At 64.5% G+C, this 21,186-nt stretch carries 23 protein-coding genes; 10 read left to right on the top strand and 13 right to left on the bottom strand.

Annotated elements, in window-relative coordinates; all coding sequences use genetic code 11:
* Positions 1-60: 60 nt before the first annotated feature.
* Positions 61-1,539 carry an aldehyde dehydrogenase gene (locus AKG11_RS23370; RefSeq protein ID WP_050745638.1) on the bottom strand — a complete coding sequence of 493 codons (1,479 nt, stop codon included), beginning with the start codon at positions 1,537-1,539 and terminating at the stop codon, positions 61-63.
* A gap of 46 nt (positions 1,540-1,585) precedes the next feature.
* Positions 1,586-3,037 (bottom strand): APC family permease, encoded by a 1,452-nt coding sequence (locus tag AKG11_RS23375; RefSeq protein WP_050745721.1) that lies wholly within the window; start codon positions 3,035-3,037, stop codon positions 1,586-1,588.
* 269 nt (positions 3,038-3,306) lie between these two features.
* On the opposite strand from AKG11_RS23375, the gene AKG11_RS23380 reads away from it, so the two are divergent.
* The gene (locus AKG11_RS23380) at positions 3,307-4,056 is read left to right on the top strand and encodes an IclR family transcriptional regulator (RefSeq protein ID WP_050745639.1); all 750 of its coding nucleotides are present in this window, start codon (positions 3,307-3,309) and stop codon (positions 4,054-4,056) included.
* A gap of 15 nt (positions 4,057-4,071) precedes the next feature.
* Here AKG11_RS23380 and AKG11_RS23385 read toward each other — a convergent pair whose 3' ends face one another.
* A complete protein-coding gene (locus tag AKG11_RS23385; protein WP_023512977.1) occupies positions 4,072-4,536 on the bottom strand; it encodes an Lrp/AsnC family transcriptional regulator in 465 nt (154 codons plus the stop codon).
* Between the two features lie 125 nt (positions 4,537-4,661).
* Between AKG11_RS23385 and alr the strand changes: the two genes are divergently transcribed.
* A complete protein-coding gene (gene alr, locus AKG11_RS23390; RefSeq protein ID WP_050745640.1) occupies positions 4,662-5,795 on the top strand; it encodes an alanine racemase in 1,134 nt (377 codons plus the stop codon).
* A gap of 27 nt (positions 5,796-5,822) precedes the next feature.
* Entirely contained in the window at positions 5,823-7,073 is a 1,251-nt protein-coding gene (locus tag AKG11_RS23395) for a D-amino acid dehydrogenase (RefSeq protein ID WP_050745641.1), read from the top strand.
* Between the two features lie 27 nt (positions 7,074-7,100).
* Here AKG11_RS23395 and AKG11_RS23400 read toward each other — a convergent pair whose 3' ends face one another.
* Complete coding sequence (locus AKG11_RS23400; protein ID WP_050745642.1) at positions 7,101-8,153, bottom strand: D-alanyl-D-alanine carboxypeptidase family protein; 1,053 nt, start codon at positions 8,151-8,153, stop codon at positions 7,101-7,103.
* A 543-nt stretch (positions 8,154-8,696) separates the two neighbouring features.
* Here AKG11_RS23400 and AKG11_RS23405 point away from each other — a divergent pair.
* Positions 8,697-10,208: a DegQ family serine endoprotease gene (locus tag AKG11_RS23405; RefSeq protein WP_050745643.1), complete on the top strand. Its 1,512-nt coding sequence runs from the start codon at positions 8,697-8,699 to the stop codon at positions 10,206-10,208.
* Between the two features lie 126 nt (positions 10,209-10,334).
* Here AKG11_RS23405 and AKG11_RS23410 read toward each other — a convergent pair whose 3' ends face one another.
* Entirely contained in the window at positions 10,335-11,648 is a 1,314-nt protein-coding gene (locus AKG11_RS23410) for an MFS transporter (RefSeq protein ID WP_050745644.1), read from the bottom strand.
* A 167-nt stretch (positions 11,649-11,815) separates the two neighbouring features.
* On the opposite strand from AKG11_RS23410, the gene AKG11_RS23415 reads away from it, so the two are divergent.
* The 6 genes from AKG11_RS23415 to AKG11_RS23440 all read left to right on the top strand — a co-directional run bounded on the left by AKG11_RS23415 (position 11,816) and on the right by AKG11_RS23440 (position 14,797).
* Positions 11,816-12,145 (top strand): ArsR/SmtB family transcription factor, encoded by a 330-nt coding sequence (locus AKG11_RS23415; RefSeq protein WP_050745645.1) that lies wholly within the window; start codon positions 11,816-11,818, stop codon positions 12,143-12,145.
* On the top strand, positions 12,142-12,621 hold the full coding sequence (locus tag AKG11_RS23420; protein ID WP_050745646.1) for an SRPBCC family protein: 480 nt from the start codon (positions 12,142-12,144) through the stop codon (positions 12,619-12,621). Before AKG11_RS23415 ends, AKG11_RS23420 begins: the two co-directional genes overlap by 4 nt.
* Positions 12,622-12,638: 17 nt before the next feature.
* Entirely contained in the window at positions 12,639-13,052 is a 414-nt protein-coding gene (locus AKG11_RS23425) for a GFA family protein (protein WP_050745647.1), read from the top strand.
* Between the two features lie 103 nt (positions 13,053-13,155).
* Complete coding sequence (locus tag AKG11_RS23430) at positions 13,156-13,638, top strand: type II RES/Xre toxin-antitoxin system antitoxin (protein WP_023512886.1); 483 nt, start codon at positions 13,156-13,158, stop codon at positions 13,636-13,638.
* Complete coding sequence (locus AKG11_RS23435) at positions 13,635-14,141, top strand: RES family NAD+ phosphorylase (protein WP_050745648.1); 507 nt, start codon at positions 13,635-13,637, stop codon at positions 14,139-14,141. The genes AKG11_RS23430 and AKG11_RS23435 overlap by 4 nt, the downstream gene beginning before the upstream one ends.
* 26 nt (positions 14,142-14,167) lie before the next feature.
* Positions 14,168-14,797, top strand: a complete 630-nt coding sequence (locus AKG11_RS23440; protein WP_050745649.1) for a histidine phosphatase family protein — start codon at positions 14,168-14,170, stop codon at positions 14,795-14,797.
* Between the two features lie 24 nt (positions 14,798-14,821).
* On the opposite strand, the gene AKG11_RS23445 is transcribed toward AKG11_RS23440, so the two are convergent.
* From AKG11_RS23445 to AKG11_RS23480, 8 genes are all read right to left on the bottom strand, one after another.
* Complete coding sequence (locus tag AKG11_RS23445; protein ID WP_023512889.1) at positions 14,822-15,211, bottom strand: RidA family protein; 390 nt, start codon at positions 15,209-15,211, stop codon at positions 14,822-14,824.
* 16 nt (positions 15,212-15,227) lie between these two features.
* The gene (locus AKG11_RS23450) at positions 15,228-15,998 is read right to left on the bottom strand and encodes an amino acid ABC transporter ATP-binding protein (protein WP_050745650.1); all 771 of its coding nucleotides are present in this window, start codon (positions 15,996-15,998) and stop codon (positions 15,228-15,230) included.
* 10 nt (positions 15,999-16,008) lie between these two features.
* Positions 16,009-16,671, bottom strand: a complete 663-nt coding sequence (locus AKG11_RS23455) for an amino acid ABC transporter permease (protein ID WP_050745651.1) — start codon at positions 16,669-16,671, stop codon at positions 16,009-16,011.
* Between the two features lie 6 nt (positions 16,672-16,677).
* A complete protein-coding gene (locus AKG11_RS23460; protein WP_050745652.1) occupies positions 16,678-17,340 on the bottom strand; it encodes an amino acid ABC transporter permease in 663 nt (220 codons plus the stop codon).
* Positions 17,341-17,390: 50 nt separating this feature from the next.
* Complete coding sequence (locus AKG11_RS23465; protein ID WP_050745653.1) at positions 17,391-18,233, bottom strand: transporter substrate-binding domain-containing protein; 843 nt, start codon at positions 18,231-18,233, stop codon at positions 17,391-17,393.
* Positions 18,234-18,893: 660 nt separating this feature from the next.
* Entirely contained in the window at positions 18,894-19,346 is a 453-nt protein-coding gene (locus AKG11_RS23470) for a carboxymuconolactone decarboxylase family protein (protein WP_050745654.1), read from the bottom strand.
* Positions 19,347-19,380: 34 nt separating this feature from the next.
* Positions 19,381-19,887 (bottom strand): RrF2 family transcriptional regulator, encoded by a 507-nt coding sequence (locus tag AKG11_RS23475; protein ID WP_050745655.1) that lies wholly within the window; start codon positions 19,885-19,887, stop codon positions 19,381-19,383.
* Between the two features lie 141 nt (positions 19,888-20,028).
* Positions 20,029-21,186 (bottom strand): alpha-hydroxy acid oxidase, encoded by a 1,158-nt coding sequence (locus AKG11_RS23480; protein ID WP_050745656.1) that lies wholly within the window; start codon positions 21,184-21,186, stop codon positions 20,029-20,031.

Below are 21,186 nucleotides of genomic sequence, written 5' to 3' on the forward strand. Positions count from 1 at the left end.
TGCGCCGGAGCCCGGCGTGTCCTTACGGACAGCCGGGCTCCTACGCAAAATCGTGGGGACTTAAAGCTGGATCCAGGCCGTCTTCAGGTCGAGATACTTGTCCAGCGCATGCAGGGATTTGTCGTACCCGTTGCCGGACTGGCGCACGCCGCCGAGCGGCACCGTGTTGTCCGCCCCGCCATAGGTGTTGACATGCACGACACCAGCACGGATGCCGCGCACCATGCGATGCGCCCGTGACAGATTGGCGGTCCAGACGGCCGAGGCGAGGCCGAAGTCCGTGCCATTGGCGATGCGCAAGGCCTCATTCTCGCCGTCGAAGGGGATGATGGAGAGGATCGGTCCGAACACCTCCTCGCGGGCAAGCGTCATGCCCGGCGTAACGTCGAAGACGGTCGGCTGCATGTAAAAGCCGCCGGTCTCGGCAAGGATACGCTTTCCACCGGTGCGCAGCCGGGCGCCCTCGGATAGCGCCTGTTCGGCAAAGCCGAGATTCTTGCCAAGCTGCGCCTCGCTGGAAATGGCACCGGCCTCGGTGGTCAGCAACAGCGGATCGCCGACCGTCATCGCCGCGGCAACCTCCGCCACCTTCTGCGAAAACGCCTCCGCAATGGAACGCTCGACGAGCAGCCGCGAACCGGCCACGCAGACCTGCCCCGAATTGCGGAAGATGCCATAGGCCGAGACCTTGGCCGCGCGGTCGAGGTCCGGCGCATCGGCGAAGACGACGTTCGGCGATTTACCACCGAGTTCAAGATAGACGCGCTTCAGGTTGGAGCGGGCGGAATATTCCAGGAGGCGCCGGCCAACGGGGCCGGAACCGGTAAAGACCAGCACGTCGATGTCCGGATGCAGCCCCATCGCCTCACCCGTAACCGCACCACGACCGGTCAAGACGTTCAGCACGCCTTCCGGCAGCCCCGCCTCGGCGCAAAGGGCAGCGAGGCGCAGCAGCGTCAACGAGGCGGCCTCCGCCGGCTTCAGCACGATGGAGTTGCCGGCAGCGAGCGCCGGGGCGATCTTCCAGGCGCCGATCATCAGCGGAAAGTTCCACGGCACGATGGCACCGACGACACCGACCGGCTCGCGGTGGACGAGGCCGAGGATGTCGCCGGCCGTCGGTGCGATCTCGCCATAGATCTTGTCGATCGCCTCGCCATAGTAACGGAACGTGCCGGCGGCGCTGCCGGGCTCGGCCTTCAGTGCCATGGAAATCTCGGTGCCGTTGTCCCGCACGCCGAGCACGGCAAGCTCCAGCGCGTGTTGCTCGATCAGGTCGGCGATCTTCAGCAGCACCCGCTTGCGCTCGGCCGGCGCCGCCTTTGCCCAGCGCCCCCTTTCGAAAGCGGTACGGGCGGCCTTTACCGCCCGGTCCACATCTGCCACACCGGCGTCGGCAATCGTCGTCAGCGTGCACCCGTCGATGGGCGAGAGGACATCCAGCACCGCGCCATCCGCCGGGTCCTGCCAAATGCCGTTTATAAACAGCGCCTGCGGAGCGACCGCCAGATTGCGGAGTGCGTTGATCTTTTCCTGCATGGTCTTTCCTCAAAGGGCAGGTGGCGCCGAAGCGCCACCCCTGGTCTCACACTTCCCGGCGGACGCCGAGCCGGGCAAAGGCGCCGGCATCGCCCGCCTTCAGGCGCAGGGCGCAAAGGAGGCCGATGATCGCGGCAATCAGCACAAGGCCCGGCAGGAACACGGCAAGCGGTCCCTCCGCACCGGCCAGGGCGCCGAAGTTCGTTGCGATATAGAACACCAGCGCCAGCAGGATGAGGCCCGTCAATACCGGCAGCACGGTCGTGACGATCCGGTTGCCTTCGAGGCCCGGATTGCGGCCGAAGAAGGCGACGATGGCGAAGGCAGTCAGCGCCATCAGGAGAATGATCGCCAGCGTGCCGACATTGGTGAGCCAGGAGAACAGCGCCAGCACCGGATCCTGCCCCGTGAAGGCGAAGAGCGCCACGACGAGGACGGCGATGATCGTTTGCACGACCGAGCCGGCATGCGGGCTCTGGAACACCGGATGGGTGACGCCGAGCGCCTTGGGCAGCAGACCTTCGCGGCCGGCGACATAGAGATAGCGGGCAACGCCATTGTGGAAGGCGACGACGCCGGCAAAGAGGCTGGTGATGAAGAGAATGCTCATGATGGTGGTGATGCCGCCGCCGACATAGCGATCCGCGAGGCCGAAGAGGAAGGTGGTCGGATCGGCAAGGCCCTGGATTTCCGGCACCAGCTTGTCGACGCCCGCGCCGTTGACCATCAGCCAGGAGGTCAGCATGTAGAAGAGGCCGATGATCAGCACGGAGATGTAGGTGGCGCGCGGCACGGTCTTTTCCGGCTCGCGGGCCTCCTCGCTGTAGATGGTCGTCGCCTCGAAGCCGATGAAGGCGGCAAAGCAGAACAGGATGCCAATGGCCGGCGTCCCCGAGAAGAAGGCTGACGGCGTAAAGGGCGCAGCGGAAAGGCCACTGTCGCCGCCCTTTACGAGGATGGCCGCATCGATGACCAGCACGACCAGATATTCGAGCACGACGAGCACGGCGAGCACGCGGGCGGAAAAGTCCACCCGCCGGTAGCCGAAGACCGCAACGAGGGCGATGCCGATGTAGGTCCAGACCCACCAGGGCAGGTCGAGGCCATAGCCGGCGAAAAAGCCGGCCGTTGCCGCCCCAAACAGGCCGAAGATGCCGATCTGCATGGCATTGTAGGCGAGGATGGCAATCAGTGCGGCAGCGCCGCCGGCGAGACCGCCGAGGCCCTGCGCCGTATAAGCATAGAAGGCGCCGGCATTGCTGATATGCCGGGCCATGGCGACATAGCCGATGGCAAAGAGCAGCAGCACCGTCGTTACGAAGGCGAAGGTCAGCGGAATGCCTGGGCCGTTGCCCAGCATCATCGACAGCGGCACGCCGCCAGCAACCGCCGTCAGCGGCGCAGCCGCGGAGACGACGAGGAATGTGACAGCCCCGACACCGAGGCTGTTCTTGCGCAACTGGTTCGCGCCGCCAGACGGCACGCTGTGTTCTGTCATGATCTTGCTCCCATCCTGGCGGCTGCCCTCATGCATCCGGCGGCCGCGTGTCCGATGCCGCGCCAAAAGCGACGGCGGTTCCCACGAAACATTTTCCTTGTGGTTCATTATTTGAACCGTTATTTTAATTATAGATTTGCAAAAGCCAGTTCCGGCGTCAAGTTATTTCTCATGTTAAGTATCTCGACTTGTCGGGCGTGCGAAACAGGAGCGGTAACGGAGAGGACGAACGTTCGCAGGAGACTGGCATTACACTGCGGAGCGCATGCATGAGCACCATCGGAAAGGCCCTTTCCCTCCTCGATCTGATTTCCGAGCTCGACAAGGATATCGGCCTCAGCGACCTCGCGCGGCTTTCCGCACTCGACAAGGCGACCGCGCGACGCTTTCTCGTGGAACTCGAAAAGCACGGCTTCGTGGAACAGGACGAAGATACGCGCCGTTATCGCCTCGGCGCGGCGCCCATCCGGCTGGCGCGCCTTCGCCAGGCGCGTTTCCCCTTCGTCGCCGTGGCTGCCCCTTTCGCCAAGGCGCTGGCGGAACAGGCCGGCGAGACGGTGCACTTCTCGGAGTTTTCCGGCGGGCGGCTCTCCACCATTCATGTTGAGGATTCGTCGCAGGCCCACCGTGTGATCGTCGAACCCGGGGCTGTGTTGCCCCTCCATGCCACCGCCTCGGGTCTCGCCTATCTCGCCTTCCTTCCGCCCGACGAGATCGACCGCGCGCTGGCGCGGCCGCTGGAACGCTTTTCAGCCGAGACCGTCACCGACGCCGGAGCCGTGCGCACGCTCCTGCGTGAAACGCTGGAGCGTGGCTATTCGATCAGCCAGCAGGGGTTCGAGATCGGCGTCATCAGCGCCGCAGCACCGATCCTGACACCCGGCGGGCGGCCAGTGGGCGCGCTCGCCGTGGCAGCGCCGACCGCGCGCGCCGACCTTGCCCGCATGCAGGAGATCGGCCGGAAGGTCGCCACCGCCGCCCGCGGCATTGCGGAGAAATATTATGGCAACCGGACCTGACAGACGACAGGCCGTCTATCGCCGCCCGCGTGGCCGCGTCGCCAGCACGTTGCGGATCGCGAAGCTCGAATGGATGCGTGAGACGCCCGGCATGGCCGAGAGGATTTCCTTGTGGATGCGCTCGAACTCGCCGGCATTGGCCACCTCGACACGCAGCAGGTAATCCGAACCGCCCGTCATCAGGAAACATTCGCGGATTTCCGGGTGTTTGCGCACCGCCGCCTCGAAGCGGTCGAGGTGGTCCTCCGTCTGTCGTTCCAGCGTAATGTTGATGATGACGGCGATCGTCGCCTCGACATTCGATGTGTCCACCAGCGCTGTATAGCCGCGAATGACACCCGCCTTTTCCATCAGCTTGATCCGGCGGAGGCAGGCAGACGGCGACAGGCCGACATCGGCCGCAAGGCTGGCATTGCTCATGCGCGCATCGAGCCGCAGGAGCCGGAGGATGTTGCGGTCGATCGCATCGAGGGCAGCCATGGCAGATCATTCCAAATCGTCATCGTTTCGTTCAAAAATCATGCTTTGGCACAACAATCAATCGCTGATTCCTCGGTAATTTCACGATCGTTTCACTAGGCTTCGCACACTTGAGGGGGCTTGGGATGGACGGTGGATTGCAAAGCAACAGAAGCGGCGCTACGGCGGTGATCGACGGTGCATCAGGCTATCTGAGCATCGATCTCGGCGCCCTCGCCCGCAACTACGAAAAGCTTGCCGCAGAGGTCGCCCCGGCACGCGCTGCGGCCGTCGTCAAGGCAGATGCCTACGGGCTCGGCGCCGGCGAGGTAGCAGCAAAACTCTACGCCCACGGCTGCCGGCATTTCTTCGTTGCCCAGTTCGTCGAAGCGCGTCGCCTGCGCCCGCTTCTGGCGGCCGATGCCACGGTCTTCGTGCTGAACGGCCTGCAGCCCGGCAACGAAAGTGCCTGCGCCCGCGAAAACATCGTGCCGGTCGTCAATTCGCTGGAGCAGTGGCATGCGTGGAGCGGCACCGCGAAAGCCTTCGGCCGCACGCTGCCGGCGGTGCTGCAGTTCGACACCGGCATGTCCCGCCTCGGCGTGCCACCGGAGGAGCGCGCGGCGCTCGCCAGCCTCGTCACTGCCGGTGGCGGCATCGACGTCCTGTTCCTGATGAGCCACCTTGCCTCCGCCGACGACCCCGCCAGCGGGCAGAACGGCGACCAGCGCGCCGAGATGGATCGCGTGGCGGCGGAATTTCCCGCCTACGACGTCTGCTTTGCCAATTCGGGCGGCATCTTCCTCGGCAAAGACTATCACGGCGTGCTCGCCCGTCCCGGTATCGCGCTCTATGGTGGCGCGCCGACCGGCGGGCGGGCGAACCCGATGGAACCGGTCGTCAGTCTCGACGTTGCCGTGGTGCAGACCCGCAGCGTGCCCCCGGGCACACGCGTCGGCTACAGCGCCACCCATGTCACGGCCGGCCCGACACGCCTTGCCACCATCGCCGCCGGCTATGCCGACGGCCTGCCGCGCAGCCTCTCGGGCCGCGGCGCCGCCTATTGCGACGGCGTGCGCCTGCCCATAGTCGGCCGCGTATCAATGGACAGCATCACCATCGACATCTCCGCCCTGCCGGAGGGGCGCCTTGCCCTGGGCAGCCGCGTCCAAATCCTCGGCCCGCACCAGAGCCTGGAGGACGTGGCGCGCGATGCCGGCACCATCGCCTATGAAATCCTGACCGGCCTCGGTCACCGTTACCAGCGGCAATACCGCTGAGCCTGTTTCTTCCCCAATGAGGACATCATGAAAGTCATCGTTCTCGGCGCCGGCATCGTCGGCGTCACCTCGGCCTACCAGCTTGCCCGTGCCGGCCACGAGGTCACGGTCGTCGATCGCCAGCCCGGCCCCGCACTGGAGACGAGCTTTGCCAATGCCGGCGAGGTCTCCTTCGGCTATTGCTCGCCCTGGGCCGCCCCCGGCATTCTGATGAAGGCGATGAAGTGGCTGTTCATGCAGCATGCGCCGCTGATCCTGCGCCCCAAGGTCGATATGGCCATGCTTTCCTGGATGACGCAGATGCTGCGCAACTGCACCTCGGCGCGCTATGCCCTCAACAAGAGCCGCATGCTGCGCCTTGCCGACTACAGCCGCATCTCGCTCGCCGCGTTGCGCGAGGAGACGGGTATCGCCTACGACGAACGCATGCAGGGCACGTTGCAGCTCTTCCGCACCGAAGCCCAGCTCGACGCCTCGGCCAAGGACGTCAAGGCGCTCGCCGCCGACGGCATTCCCTACGAAGTGCTGGATCCCGAAGGCTGCATCCGCGTCGAACCGGCGCTGAAGCATGTGCGCGAAAAGATCGTTGGCGGCCTGTTGACCCCGAAGGACGAGACCGGCGACTGCTTCAAGTTCGCCAATGCGCTGGCCGCAAAGGCCGAGGCGCTCGGCGTGCGCTTCAACTACGGCAGCATCATCCGGGGGCTCGACGTGGAAGGGGGCCGTGTGCGCGGCGTTGTTACCGCCCATGGAGTGCTCACGGCCGATGCCGTTGTCGTCGCCCTCGGCAGCTTCTCGCCACTGCTCGTCCGTCCGCACGGCATCCGCCTGCCGGTCTATCCGGTCAAGGGCTATTCGCTGACGATCCCGATCACCGACACCACGCGCGCGCCGGAATCGACCGTGATGGACGAAACCTACAAGATCGCCATCACACGGCTCGGCGACCGCATCCGCGTCGGCGGCATGGCGGAAATCTCCGGCTACACCAACGATCTTGGCGAGCCCCGCCGCCTGACGCTGCAGCACTCCGTGACCGATCTCTTCCCCGGTGGCGACGTGTCGAAGGCAAGCTTCTGGTCAGGTCTTCGCCCAATGACACCGGACGGCACGCCCGTCATCGGCCCGACGAAGGTCGCCGGCCTCTACCTCAACACCGGCCACGGCACGCTCGGCTGGACGATGAGCTCCGGCTCGGCCCGCCTTGTCGCAGACCTCGTTTCGGGCAGGAAGCCCGAGATCGATGCCACCGACCTTGCCGTCGCGCGCTACGCCTGAGGCCCTTGCGGACCCCGATCGCGCCGTTCAGGAAGGACGGCGTGTCGGGACCGGCACGTCATCCGCGATGTCGGTAGCCCAGGTGCTGATCGCACGGATCTGGGCCGGTATCTGGTCCTGCAGATAGGTCTCGTGGCCTGGCAGGCCCATCGGATACAGCGCATCCCGGCTCGCTTCATAGGCCGCGCTCTTGTCGGTGCAGAGGCGGATGCGCATGTCCTCCGGTGCGACATCGGCCCGGTTCTGCAGGTTTTCCAGGAGCCCCGCATTGGAAGACAGGCGACCGTCAAAGGCCTGCGTCAGATATTGAGCAGATCGTTCGTTGCGTTCCCGCTCGGTCGTCGCACCGAGAATGACCACCATCACGCGCCGTCCGTTGCGCGTCGCCAAGCCCACGAAATTGCGCCCGGAGGCGCAGAGGAAGCCTGTCTTCATCCCGACCGTGCCGTTGAAGCGGGTCAAAAGCAGATTGTTGGACTTGATCTCCTTGCCGTCGATCGAAACGGCGGAGGCCAGGAAGAAGCGGCGATACTCCGGAAACAGCCGGTCCACTTCCATGCCCAGCAGCGCAAGGTCGCGGGCGGTCGTATAGTTCTTCCGGTCGAACAGGCCGTTCGGGTTGGAAAAATGCGTGCCTGTGAGCCCGATGCGAGCGGCCGTCTCATTCATGCGCCGCACGAAGGAGGCTTCGTCGGAGGCCACCGCTTCCGCCAGGGCGACGGCGACGTCGTTCGCCGATGCGGTGATCATGGCGAAGAGCGCGTCTTCCAGGGTCATCGTGCGCCCGAGGACCAGGCCGGATTCCAGGAAAGCCTGCTTCGTCGCGTTGCGGGACATGACGACCGGCGTCGTCAGGTTCACCTCACCGGCGCGGATGGCTTCGAACACCACAAGCGCGGACATGAGCTTGGTCGTCGAGGCAGGATACCAGGGTACCCCGGCATCCTCCTCATGCAGGACCTGATGATTGTCGGCATCCACGACGAGCACCGGCGTTGCGTTTGCCGCCGCCCCCATGAAAAGCGACGCAGCAAGCACCAGGCTCTTCCATGGTCGTCCGGTCATTGTGTTCTTGATCATGTACCAGTCTCCGCAGGAAGACGCCCTAATGCCATGATGCAGACCGGAAAGACAAGGGTTTGCAGCGGCGCGAAACCGCGCAGGGGGCTCAAGGTTTTCGCATGACCTGCCGAGAACCGTGTGTCCGCTATACCGCCGGTGGGTGGCGGGCCTCCTGCGAGGCGGAGGGAAAGATTACAATCCGGTCATGATCCGCGGACCACCTCGATGCCGCATGAAAAATCATAAGCATTTGAGCAGAAACAACTCTTTACGGAAATCCGCAACGCGCACGCCTCGATCCGGGCGATAGTTTGGCAAAATCGCCGTCCGGAACTTTATTTAATTGTAACATGACCCTCACCACCTGCCGGGCCTATAGATGATGCCGGGCTGGATGCCGCCGGCGGATGAAAAGCCGCGACGCGACGGCACCGGACAGCCTGATCGGAAAGACACCCGGACCACGAAGACGAGACCGGCCGCCCTGCACCTGCGGCCCGGTTTCGTGCGCTCCGGCGCCGGCCCTGCGGGCACCGGAGCGCTGAACAAAGGACGACAATCATGACCAGGATCATCGAAAGACACCGCGTTGCAGCGCTTCTCGGCGTTGCTCTTCTCGTGCTGCCGATCGCCGCTTCCAGCCTCGTTGGCACCCGGCCGGCCCAGGCCGCCGCCGCCCAAGGCTCTGGCACGGCCCTCGCGCAAGGCTCCTTCGCCGCGATCGTTTCAGCCGACAAGCCCGCCGTCGTCACCATCACCACGACATTGAAGGCGGAGAACGCCTCCGCCGACGGCATCTCCCCCTTCGGCGGCACTTCGCCCTTCGATCAGCAGTTCCGCGACTTCTTCGGTGAACGGCAAATGCCGATGCCGGAGCAGCGGCCGAGCGGCAAGGCCGAGGCACTCGGCTCCGGCTTCATCCTGACGGGCGACGGCTACATCGTCACCAACAATCACGTCATCGACAAGGCGAGCACGATCAGGGTGACGCTGGACGATGGCACGGAACTGCCCGCAAAACTTGTCGGCGCCGACCCGAAATCCGACCTTGCCGTGCTGAAGATCGACAGCGGCAAGTCGCTCGCCACGATCGCCTGGGGAGAATCGGACAAGCTGCGCGCCGGCGACCCGATCCTTGCCATCGGCAATCCTTTCGGCATCGGCACGACCGTGACGGCCGGCATCGTCTCGGCCCGTGGCCGCTACCTGCACAGCGGACCCTATGACGACTTCATCCAGATCGACGCGCCGATCAACCACGGCAATTCCGGCGGCCCGCTCGTCGGGGCCGACGGCACGGTCGTCGGCATCAACACGGCGATCTATTCGCCGAACGGCGGCAGCGTCGGCGTCGGCTTCGCCATTCCGTCCGATCAGGCGCAGCGGGTGGTCGCAAGACTGATGAAGGACGGTTCGATTGAGCACGGTTTCATCGGCGTGCAGATCCAGCCGGTGACTTCGGATGTCGCCGATGCGATTGGCCTTGCAAAACCCGCAGGCGCGCTGGTGGCGAAGGTCGATGAAGGCACCCCGGCTGCCGCAGCCGGCATCCGGTCCGGCGACGTCATCACCATGCTCGACGGCAAGGCGGTGAACTCGCCACGCGAACTCTCGCGCATCGTTGCCGACCTTGCACCGGGCACGAAGGAAGGCGTCACCGTCTGGCGCGACGGCAGCGACAAAAACCTGTCTATCACCATCGGCAGCAATGACGACGGCGATCGCCAGGTCCTCGCCGATGCCGGCGGCAAATCGGGCGAAACCGCCCAGCGCGTGCCGACGATCGGTGTCCAGCTCGGCGACCTCACCGCCGACATGCGCCAGTCGCTCGGCCTGCCGAAGGGCGAAAGCGGCGCGGTTGTGGAAGGCGTGAACCCCGACAAGCCTGCCGCCGAGATGGGCCTCCAGCCCGGCGACGTCATCCTCTCGGTGAACCAGAAGCCCGTCACCTCGGCACGCGAGGCGAAGGCCGCCGTCGCCGAAGCTGGCAAGGCGGGCCGCAAGGCCGTTCTACTGCTGGTGCAGCGCCAGGACGAGCAAAGCTTCGTCACCGTTCCCTTCGCTGCGGGTTGACGCGGCAAAGTCTCCGCTGGCGCCGTCCGGCTCCGTGCCGGGCGGCGCCGGCCCGTCATGCGACTTCAATGGCGGGCGCCTACCAAGGCTGCCCGCCACGATGCATGAATAGCTGGCGGGCCCGGTTCAGGCCAGCGATGCCTGGCGCGTCTCCGCATCGATCAGCAGGGCGGCGACCGCGGCGGCGACCAGAAGGCCGGCGAAAATGCCAATGGCAAGACCGAAGCTTTGTTCCACGACCAGTCCCGTCAGGGACGGCGCCAGAAGGCCGCCGAGACGGGCCACCGCACCCGCCGTGCCCATGCCTGTCGCCCGCGAGGCTGTCGGGTAGAGTTCAGGGGTAAAGGCATAGAGTGCACCCCAGGTGCCGAGCAAGGCAAAGCTCATGAGCATCAGGGAGGCGCCGATCAGCGTGCCCGTGCCGGCCACGACGAACAGCAGGCATCCCAGCGCCGAGAGCAGGCAGAAGCCCGTCAGCGTCGGCCGCCGGCCCCATTTTTCCACACCATAGGCGGCCAGCGCATAACCGGGGATCTGCGCCAGCGCGAGAAAGACGAGGAAGCCGTAACCGCGGACGAAGCCGAAGCCCTCGCCTGCAAGCCTCGGCGGCAGCCAGGTGAAGACGCCGTAGTAGGAGACGGAGACCAGGAACCAGATTATCAGGATCATCAGGCTGCGCTGGCGCAGATCCGCACCGAAGATGCCGGACCGCCCGGTGCTGGGAAGCGATACCAGCGACGCATCCGCCGCCAGTGGCGTCTTGCCGTTGGCGACGAGGATCCCGTCGAGAACGGCCTTCGCCTCCCGTATCTTCCCGAGGCGCAGGAGATAGAGCGGTGATTCCGGCACCAGAAAGCGCAGGCCGATACCCAGCAGCGCCGGGATTGCCGTCGCTGCGAAGATATAGCGCCAGCCGTCAGCCATGCCCGCAAGGCTGACGGCCCAGGCGACAAGCGCGACAAGGAGCGTGCCGATCGCCCAGAACCCCTCGAGCATGACCAGCCAGCGGCCGCGGTTTCGCGCCGGCAGGAACTCCGCCATCATCGCATAATCGACCGGCAGCGTGCCGCCCACAGCAACCCCGGTGAGGAAACGCAGAACGAGCAGGATGGTGAAATCGGGTGCGAAGACGGAGAGCGTGCCGAAGAGAGCATCGCAGGCGACCGTGACGATCAGAACCCGCCGACGGCCGATGCGGTCCGCAAGCCGGCCGAAACCGGCGGCACCGAGAAGCATGCCGAAGAAGAAAAGCGTGCCGGTCTGCAAGGCCTGCGGAACGGTGAGATCGAAGGTGGCGGCAATGGAGGCGGCCGTGAAGCCGACTGCGAGGACCTGCATCGCATCGGCAGTCCAGACCAGCCCGAAGATCGCCAGAAGCCGCCGCTGGTAGGCGCCGGCGCCGGCGCGGTCGAGTACGTCGTCCACGGTGATGGTGGTCATTCGGCCGCTCTCCGCATGTGCAGTCCCCTTGCGATGGTAGCGGCACCTTAGTCGCACGCCCGGATCTGCGAAATTGCTTGCGGGCAGAAATCCACCGGGAAGACAGACGGTAGGCAGCATAATTGAATAGCATTGACTAATTGATTAGTATTGACTATTTTATTCTCATGATCCAGGCAGAAACCATCACCACCGTCATGCGCGCCCTTGCCGACCCCACCCGCAGGGCCGTGTTCGAGCGCATCGTCCATTCCGATGAGATTACGGTCGTCGAACTGACGCGCAGCAGCACTGTCACGCAGGGCGCCATTTCCCAGCATCTCAAGGCGCTGAAAAAGGCCGGCCTCGTCAGCGAGCGCCCGGAGGGCCGAAATGTCTATTACCGCGCCGAGCCCGGTGGACTGGAGCCCTTGGCGGACTGGATGAGCCACTACGGCGTCTTCTGGCGCGAACGCTTCACCAATCTGAGAACCCTGCTGAAGGAAATCGACCCATGAACCAGACCGCCAATCCGGACATGCAGGTCATCGTGCTCGACGAAGTCTTCCCGCATGCGCCCGATGTCATCTGGAAAGCGCTGACCAGCGGCGACCTGATCGGCCGCTGGCTGATGGCCCCGCAGGGTTTTGCGCCCGTGATCGGCAACCGTTTCACCTTTCAGACGGTCGCCGCCGGTGCCTGGGACGGCACCATCCATTGCGAAATCCTGGAGGTCGTGCCGAATGAGCGGCTCTCCTATGCCTGGCGGGGCGGCGACGAGCACAACGAGGGCTATGGCTCGAAACTGGAAACCGTCGTCACCTTCAGCCTGATCGCGGCCGAGGCGGGCACACGCCTTCGCCTCACCCATTCCGGCTTCCAGCTTCCGAAAAACGACACCGCCTATCGCAACATGAGCGAAGGCTGGAAGAAGGTGGTGAGAAAACTCGACGCTGTCGTCACCGAAGTCGCCACCGCAGAGCAACAGCATTGAGAGAACGGGAGAACGCCATGCCCATGTCCTATACGGGCGGCTGCGCTTGCGGTGCGGTCCGCTATGAAATCTCGGGCGAACCGGCTGTCATGGTCGATTGCCAGTGCCGACAGTGCCAGCGCGACAGCGGCACCGGCCATCAATCGCACCTGACCTTTGTCGCGGCCGAGGTGAAGGTCACCGGCGAGACCTCCCATTGGCAGACGGTCGGGGATGGCGGAACCGTCAAGCGCCGCGGCTTCTGTCCCACCTGCGGCGCGCCCGTCTACCTGCGCTTTCCCGACATGCCCGATGTCTTCATCGTCACACCGGCGAGCCTCGACGACCCCGGCCACTACCGGCCGCAACTCGTCTCCTGGACCGCTGCAGGCCACGCCTGGGACCATCTCGACCCGGCTTTGCCCAAATTCGACCGGATGCCGCCGGCGTAAAAACCCCCACGGATACCGCAGCTAGCGGCGGGCACGGTCCGGAGCTTGAAATCGCTTGCGACAGATGGCATATTTCAAGCGACATATGACGTGGAGAAGAGGTATGGCCGTCGCGGCAAAGGCAATTCCGGCAGCAGCCGGTGGCGAATTGCAGAAAATCGAAGCCCTGCTCGGCGGCTCGCGCATCCTGTCGCGCCGCCTGACCAATGCGCTCGACGCCCATGAACTGCTGCTGCATGGCTTGCCCGCCTCGGCACTCGATCACCTTGTCGGCAGCCTCGTCTTCATCGGCAAGAACGAGTCGCTCGAAAAGGCCGTGGGCATGAGCCTGCGCACCTGGCAGCGGCGGAAGGACACGCCCTCCAAGCCACTCAGCCTGGAACAGAGCGGACGGACGTGGAAATTCGCCGAGATCTTGGCAAAGGCGACCGATATCTTCGGATCGCAGGCGGAAGCCGAGCAATGGCTGGAGCGGCCGGCCATCGGGCTTGACCAGCGTCGTCCCATCGACCTTCTCGGCACGCCTGCCGGCGTGGAGCTCGTCGAGGACCATCTCGACCGTCTGGAATACGGCGTCTACGCATGACCTTTCTGCCCATTGCGCTCGGCGGGAGCGAGCTGGTCGCCTGGCGGCTCGATCAGGCCATCCATGCGCCGAGCTGGGACAGCGGCGAAGGCGCCTACCGCGTCGGCGGCCGCTGGAACAGCAAGGGCACACGCGCTGTCTATTGCTCGCTCGATCCTGCCACGGCCATTCTCGAAGTGGCGGTCCACAAGGGGTTTCGGGCACTCGACACCGTCGCGCACCGCATGACGGCCGCCGTCATCGCCGATATCGGCGATGTCCACATCATCGACCCGGAAACGGTGCCCAACCCCAACTGGCTACGCCCCGGCATTCCCGGCGCAGGTCAACAGGCCTTCGGCGATGATCTCCTCCGACGGCACCGCTTCGTTGCCATTCCAAGCGCGGTCTCGCCGCACAGCTGGAACCTGATCTTTCTCGCCGGTGCTGCCCCCGGCACATACACCCTGAAATTCCAGGAAGGCTTTGCCCTCGACACGAGACTGCATCCATCGACAGCGTGAAGCCGATTTCAGGAGGCTGGGGAACCATGAACACACCCGCGGAAGAGCCGAAGCCGACGGCCGTCAGGGCAACGCGCCTGACGATCCTCTGCCGTGGTGCGACCGCGGCCAACCAGCAATCCCGCTTTTTCTCCGATGCTCCGCTCTTGCCCAAGGAGCGGGTTCGATTGAGCAACCGGGCCCAAAACCTCGGCCGGTTCACCTCCGTGCTGCACGCACCCGAACATTCTGCGGCCGAAACAGCCGCCGCCTTCTCTCCAGGCGCAGCAGCATGCCTCGCGCTCCGGGATGTCGATTACGGACGGTGGAACGGCCGGACGGTGGCGGAGGTAGCGGAAGAATCATCGCAGGATCTGCAGTGCTGGATGTCTGATCCATCCTCCGCTCCGCATGGCGGTGAAACCCTGCAGGCAGTGCAGGACCGGGCCGTGGCCTGGCTGAACCACCTTCCTGCAGAAGGCGGGCATATGCTCGCCGTGACCCATGCCATTGTCCTGAAACTGCTCTTCCTGCATGTGGTCGGCGCCCCGCTGACCTCGATCTGGCGCATCGACGTCGAGCCGCTCGGACTGCTGGCTCTGACCAGCGATGGAAGACGCTGGGCGCTCAGAAGCTTCGGCGCGGAGCTGCCGGACGGGTCGCCGCAGACCGGCTGACCCGCCCGGGCTGGTGTTCAGCCGTCAGGCGCGATCGGCGCGATAGGCGACGCAGTCGATCTCGACCCGGCAATCGACCATCATGCGCGACTGGACGCAGGCGCGCGCCGGCGGGTTCTTGCCGAAATATTCGGCATAGACGCCGTTGAAGCTCCAGAAATCGCGCGGATCGTCGAGCCAGACACCGATGCGCACGATATCCTCCAGGCCGTAGCCGGCCTCGTCGAGAATGGCGATCATATTCTCGATGGCCTTGCGGCTTTCTGCGACGATGCCGCCGGAGACGATCTCCCCCTTCTCCATCGGCACCTGGCCGGAGACATAGAGCCAGCCGGCAGCTTCGGTGGCGCGGGCGAAGGGCAGCGGCTGGCCGCCAGCACCGGTTTCTCCGGCACCGTAACGTTTGATCGTCATGGGATGTGTTTCCTTGTCAGTTGAAGCTGGAGGTTTTCAGGAATTCGGCGAGCCGCTCGGTCTTCGGGCGCACGAACATCTCCCTCGGGTCGCCCTCTTCGCAGATGACGCCCTGGTTCATGAAGATGACCCGCGAGGAGACCTCGAAGGCAAAGCGCATCTCATGGGTGACGAGCAGCATGGTCATGCCGTCGGCCGCAAGACCCTTGATGACCTGCAGCACCTCGCCGACCAGTTCCGGGTCGAGCGCGGAGGTCACCTCGTCGAACAGCATCAGGCGCGGCGACATGGCGATAGCGCGGGCGATGGCGACGCGCTGCTGCTGGCCGCCGGAAAGCTGCCCGGGATAGTGGTTCGTGCGGGCGGCAAGGCCGACCCGGTCGAGCCATTTCTCGGCGATGGCGCGAGCCTCGGGCTTGGCCATCTTCTTCACCTTGACGAGACCGAGCATGACGTTTTCGGCAGCAGTCATGTGGGGAAAGAGATTGAACTGCTGGAAGGCCATGCCGGTCAGCGCGCGCTGGCGGGCGATCTCCTTCTCGCTCTTGCGCCGACGCTTGGCGCCCTCGGCGTGATAGCCGATCTCCTCGCCGTCGAGGCGGATCGTACCGCCCTGGAATTCCTCCAGCATGTTGATACAGCGCAGCATGGTCGTCTTGCCGGAGCCGGACGAGCCGATGATGGAAATGACCTCGCCCTCCTCCACGGCACAGTCGACGCTCTTCAGCACTTCGTTCTGGCCGTAGGTCTTGCGCAGGCCCTTGATGTCGAGATTGGTCTTGGCCATCGGGGTCTCCTCAGGACGGCAGGGCGGTCTTGCGCTCGACATACTTGCCGAGGCGCTCGATGCCGAAATTGACGATGAAATAGAGGGCGCCGGCCAGGAAATAGAACTGGAGGCTCATGAAGTTGCGCGAGATGATCTCCTGCGTGCGCAGGAGAAGTTCCGCAACGCCGATGACGGACAGCAGCGTCGAGGCCTTCACCATCTCGGCCGCCGTGTTGACCCAGGCCGGCAGGCACTGGCGCAGGGCCTGCGGCCAGAGCACCGAGGTGAAGGTCTGGCCGAAGGTGAGGCCGATCGCCTTGGCCGCCTCGGTCTGCCCCTTCGGAATGGCCTGAAGCGCGCCGCGCACGATCTCGCCGATATGGGACGAGCAGAAGACGGCAAGGGCCAGGACGCCGGCCGAGAAGGGACCGAGATCCACGCCGGCGGCAGCGGAGACGTAGTAGCTCGCCAGAACGAGCACCAGCACCGGCGTGCCGCGGATGATATCCGTATAGGCGCGCACGATGAAGCGCAACACGCGCCCTCCATAGACGAGCGCAAGGCCGACGAGCACGCCGAACAGGGAGCCGGCAACGATGGCGAGCAGGGAAATGGAGACCGTGGTGGCAAGGCCCGTCATGATGACGTAGCGCGCGATCCAGAGCTGTTCGAGAAAGGCAAAGGAGGTCATCCGGGTCTACCTCGGCAGGGCCAGCCGGCGCTCGACCAGGCGGAGCAATGCGGCAATGAGGAAACAGGTGGCGACATAGAGGGCCGAGGTCACCATCCAGGTCTCGATAACGCGGAAGCTCTCGACATTGATCTTGCGCGCCGCGAAGGTCAGCTCCGGCACGGCGATCGCCGCGGCAAGCGAAGTATCCTTGAAGAGCGAGATGACCGTGGAGGAGAGCGAGGGCAGCACGTTGCGCAGCATCAGCGGCGCGATGATCGAGCTGCGAATCTGCATGGACGTGAGGCCGATGGCAAGCCCCGCCTCTGTCAGCCCGCGCGGAATGGACAGGAGCCCGGCACGAAAGACTTCGGCAAGATAGGCGCCGGAATAGAGCGAAAGCACCAGCACGAAGCTTTCGATCTTGCCCAGCCGGAAGCCCATCTGCGGCAGCGCGAAATAGGCGAAGAGCACCAGCACGAGGATCGGCAGGTTGCGGATGATCGTGACGTAGAGCCGCGCCGGCGCACTGACGAACCGGCTCTTCGACGTCAGCGCGAAGGCGACGGCAAGGCCGATGGCCGCACCGATGAGGATGGAGGTGACGGCAAGGCCGAGGCTCAGGGCAAGGCCGCTAAGCAGGAGATCGAAGCTGCGCCAGACGGCGGCAAAGTTCAGCGTGTAACCCATGGCAGGCTATCCCGATTCGGGGAGCGGGGCAGGCCCCGCTCCCCTGACAATCACTTGAATTCGACCGGGAAGCCGATCTGCGGAGGCGCCAGTTCCTTGCCGAACCAGGTCTTGTAGGACGTGGCGTAGAAATCGAACTCGACGCCGGTCATGGCCTCATGCAGGGCCGTGTTGACGAAGTTCAGCCAGTCCTGGTCGCCACGCTTGACGCCGCAGGCATAGGTCTGCGGGTTCCAGCCGTAGCCGGCATCCTTGTAGCGGCCGGGATTCTGCGTCATGTACCAGGCAAGCGACGACTGGTCGGTGGCGACCGCATCGGAACGTCCGGATTCCAGCGCCTGGTAGATCAGATCGACGGACTCGTACTGGTCGACCGTCGCCTCGGGCAGTGCGGCATGCACCATCGCCTCGGCATAGACGTTCTGCAGAACCGAGATGGTGACGGAGGAACCCGCCGCCTTCAGCGCCGCATAGTCGGCATGCTTGCCGTCCGCCTTCAGCATCAAGCCGACGCCTTCGCGATAATAGGGAATGGTGAAGGCGATCTGCTGGGCGCGCTCGCCCGTCACCGTCATGAACTGGCAGGTGATGTCGACCTTGTCCGTGGTGATGTTCGGGATGCGCGCGTCGGACGACTGGTTGACATACTCGATCTTGTCCGGGTCGCCGAACAGTGCCTTGGCGATGATGCGGCCCATATCGACGTCGAAGCCCTGCAGCTTGTCTTCCGCGCTCTTGAAATGCCAGGGCGCATTCGTGCTGCCGGTACCGAGGACCAGGTGGCCGCGGGCAATGACTTCATCGAGCTTGCTGCCGTCGGCGAGAACCGGCGTGGAAAACAGCGCAGCGGAAACAGCCAGCGTCAGCGCGCCGGCGCGAAAGGAAATGGTCATGGTGCTCCCCCAAAAGAAATTCACATGTCCGATATAATGTACATATGTCTGCTTTATCGGACGAATGTATGAAGCTTGATGAGCGGCCGCTTGTCAATAGGCCTCCCGCGAAAACCACGCGCACCGATACAAAACGGCGTGTTTTGCAACCACATCCGGCAGAACAGGTGGGATATGTCGATCGAGAGCCACGCCTCCAACGACGCCGGTGACGGTTGGAGAGACTGGCAGCGGCGGCGGAGCGCCCCCCCGGATTCCATGAGGCGGCGCGGGCGCGCCACCAGTCGTCGCACAAGCGCCATTCGCACTTGTGCGCCTCGTCCTGGATGACCTGGCCAAGCCTCACGGCACCAGGCCCCGCATCATCAGGATCGAGATAGACAAGATAAATCGCGGGCTATTGTTCCGCCCCTTCTTGGAGCGGCAACGGTTTTAGCTTTCCGGCCCCGGCTCCTCTCGGATACAGTCCTCCGGGAGCCCAACAAACCCATGCCCATGCAGGCAGTGCGGATCGGCGTCACCTTGTGGCCGCCGATCAGGCACCGTTCCGTGACGGCAGGATGGCAATGCCCCTTGAGGTCCTCGACCACAAGCCGTGGAGCCTTGCTTTCGACGCGCCTCCCTATGGGAGAGGCGCGCCATGACAGAGGCTGGACAACCCTATGCCGCGTCCAGCGGGTGCTGCGACCGGAAGCCGACGCAAAGACGGTTCCACACATTGATCGTGCCGATCGCGACCGTCAGCCTCGTTATGTCCGGTTCGGAGAAGAAGGCGCGCATCGGCTCGAAATCCGCATCGGGCGCGCGTGTCTGGGCCACATTGGTGAGGGCTTCGGTCCAGCCGAGGACAGCTCGCTCACGCGCATCGAAGACCGGGGATTCCTGCCAAACGCTGACCATGTTGATCCATTGCTCACTCAGTCCGTCACGACGCGCTTCCTTGACATGCATGTCGACACAGTAAGCGCAGCCGTTGATCTGCGAGGCCCGCAGCTTGATGAGATGCAGGAGGCGGTGGTCGATACCGGAATCCTCCCTCACATACTTTTCCAGCGCGGCGACGGCCTTGTAGGCGTCAGGTGCGGCCTTCGGAAAATCGAAACGTGCCTGCATGGTGTTCTCCTTTTGAGGGTTTGGAATGTCCGGATCAGGCCTTGCTGCCTGACTTTCGTTCGTGGATGTCCAAGAAGGCACAGCCTCTTGCGACGATAGTGCCATCGTCCATCGCACCGACATCGGCGAGAATGTCGGCAATGCTCACCCGGCGCAGTTCAGCGCGGTAGGCCTGCTCCGCGCGCAACATCGCCGCATTGATCCCGCAGGGCTTGGTGAGCAGATGGGCGGGCAGAGGGTTTGGCCCGCGCCGCCTGATCTCGTTGCAGCGGAATGCCGGGCCTGCCCCCTCCACAGCGAGCACGATGTCGAGCAGCGTGATCTTTTCGGGGGGCCGCGCGAGCCGGTATCCGCCCTTCGGACCCGGAAGAGTCTGGACAATGCCGGCCCCCGACAGCGCTTGCAGGTGCTTCAGAAGATAGCTCGGCGAAACCCCGTGGAATTCCGCGAGAGCAGCTGCCGACAGAACGCCATCCGCGGAAAGCCCCGAGAGCATCGTCACGCTGTGAATGGCCTGCTCCACGCCATCGCTGAGTTTCATCTTGCACCTCGCTAATCACGGATATTTTTTATCCATGATTATAAAGTTCGTCAAGACGCAACTCGGGCCACCCTGCCGGGGGATGGAAAGGGTTTTCAGCCCCACTCCCCGCTGAATCGTTTTCGCGTGAAGACGGTTGGGTCAGCCCCCACCGCCCTTATACCGTACGGCTGCACTGCCCGCGGCCTTGAGCTCATCGATTGAGGCGATGCCCATCAAAGCGAGACTGATCGAGATTTCACGGGTCAGGATCGCGATGACCTCGGCGACACCGGCCTCTCCTTGCGCGGCAAGGCCATAGGCATAGGCACGGCCGAGCATCACACCATCGGCGCCGAGCCCCACTGCCTTGAGAATATCGGTACCGCGGCGGATACCGCCGTCCAGCATGAGGCAGAAATCCGGGCCGACGGCGGCGCGGATCGCCGGAAGCGCACCAATGGTGCTCACCGCACCATCGAGCTGGCGGCCGCCGTGATTGGAGATCACCACACCATCGCAGCCGAGGTCGCGGGCGGTGACGGCATCCTGTGCCGCGAGGACCCCCTTGACGACCAATTTTCCGGTCCAGCGCTCCCGCAGCCAGGCGATGTCCTTCCAGGACAGCGTCTTGTCGATGCGGCGCGACAGATTGGCCGCCTGTTCCAGGGCGCCACGGCCAAAGTCCGGCCGATGCTCGATCGCCCGGACGGAGGGCATACCGCGGAGTGCGACATCGGCAAGCCAGCGCGGCTTCAACGCCAGCCGGGCGAGAAGCCCCGGCGTCACCCGCGTCAGCAAGCGGAAACCGTTGCGCACGTCCCGTTCGCGAATGCCGGTAATGGCCGTGTCGACCGTGACGAACAGTGTATCGACGCCGGCCCCTTCTGCTGCCTGCAAGAACTCCTCGCAAAGCGAGCGATCCTCCAGCACATAAAGCTGGAAATGCAGCGGCCCGTTCGTCACCGCGCGAAGATCGGCAAGCGAGGCGATCGAGAAGGTCGACAGGCAGAAGGGGATGCCGACGGCATGGGCGGCACGCACGGTCCTTGCCTCACCATCGCCGGAATAGAGGCCGAGGAAACCGACCGGCCCCAGCATGAACGGCAGGGGATGGCGGCGCCCGAGGTAGGCGGTCGAAAGATCCTGTGGGCGCGGCTCCACCAGCACGGTCTGGCGCAGGCCGTAGCAGGCGAAATCCGACCGGTTCGCCCGCATGGTCTCCTCCTCGAACGACCCGCCATCGATGTAATCGAAGAAGATCTTCGGCAGGCGACGCCGGGCGAGGTCGCGGAAGTCGTGGATGTTGACCGGGGCCAT

Origin of the sequence: Shinella sp. SUS2 (assembly GCF_001262505.1) — a bacterium.
Lineage (GTDB): Bacteria > Pseudomonadota > Alphaproteobacteria > Rhizobiales > Rhizobiaceae > Shinella.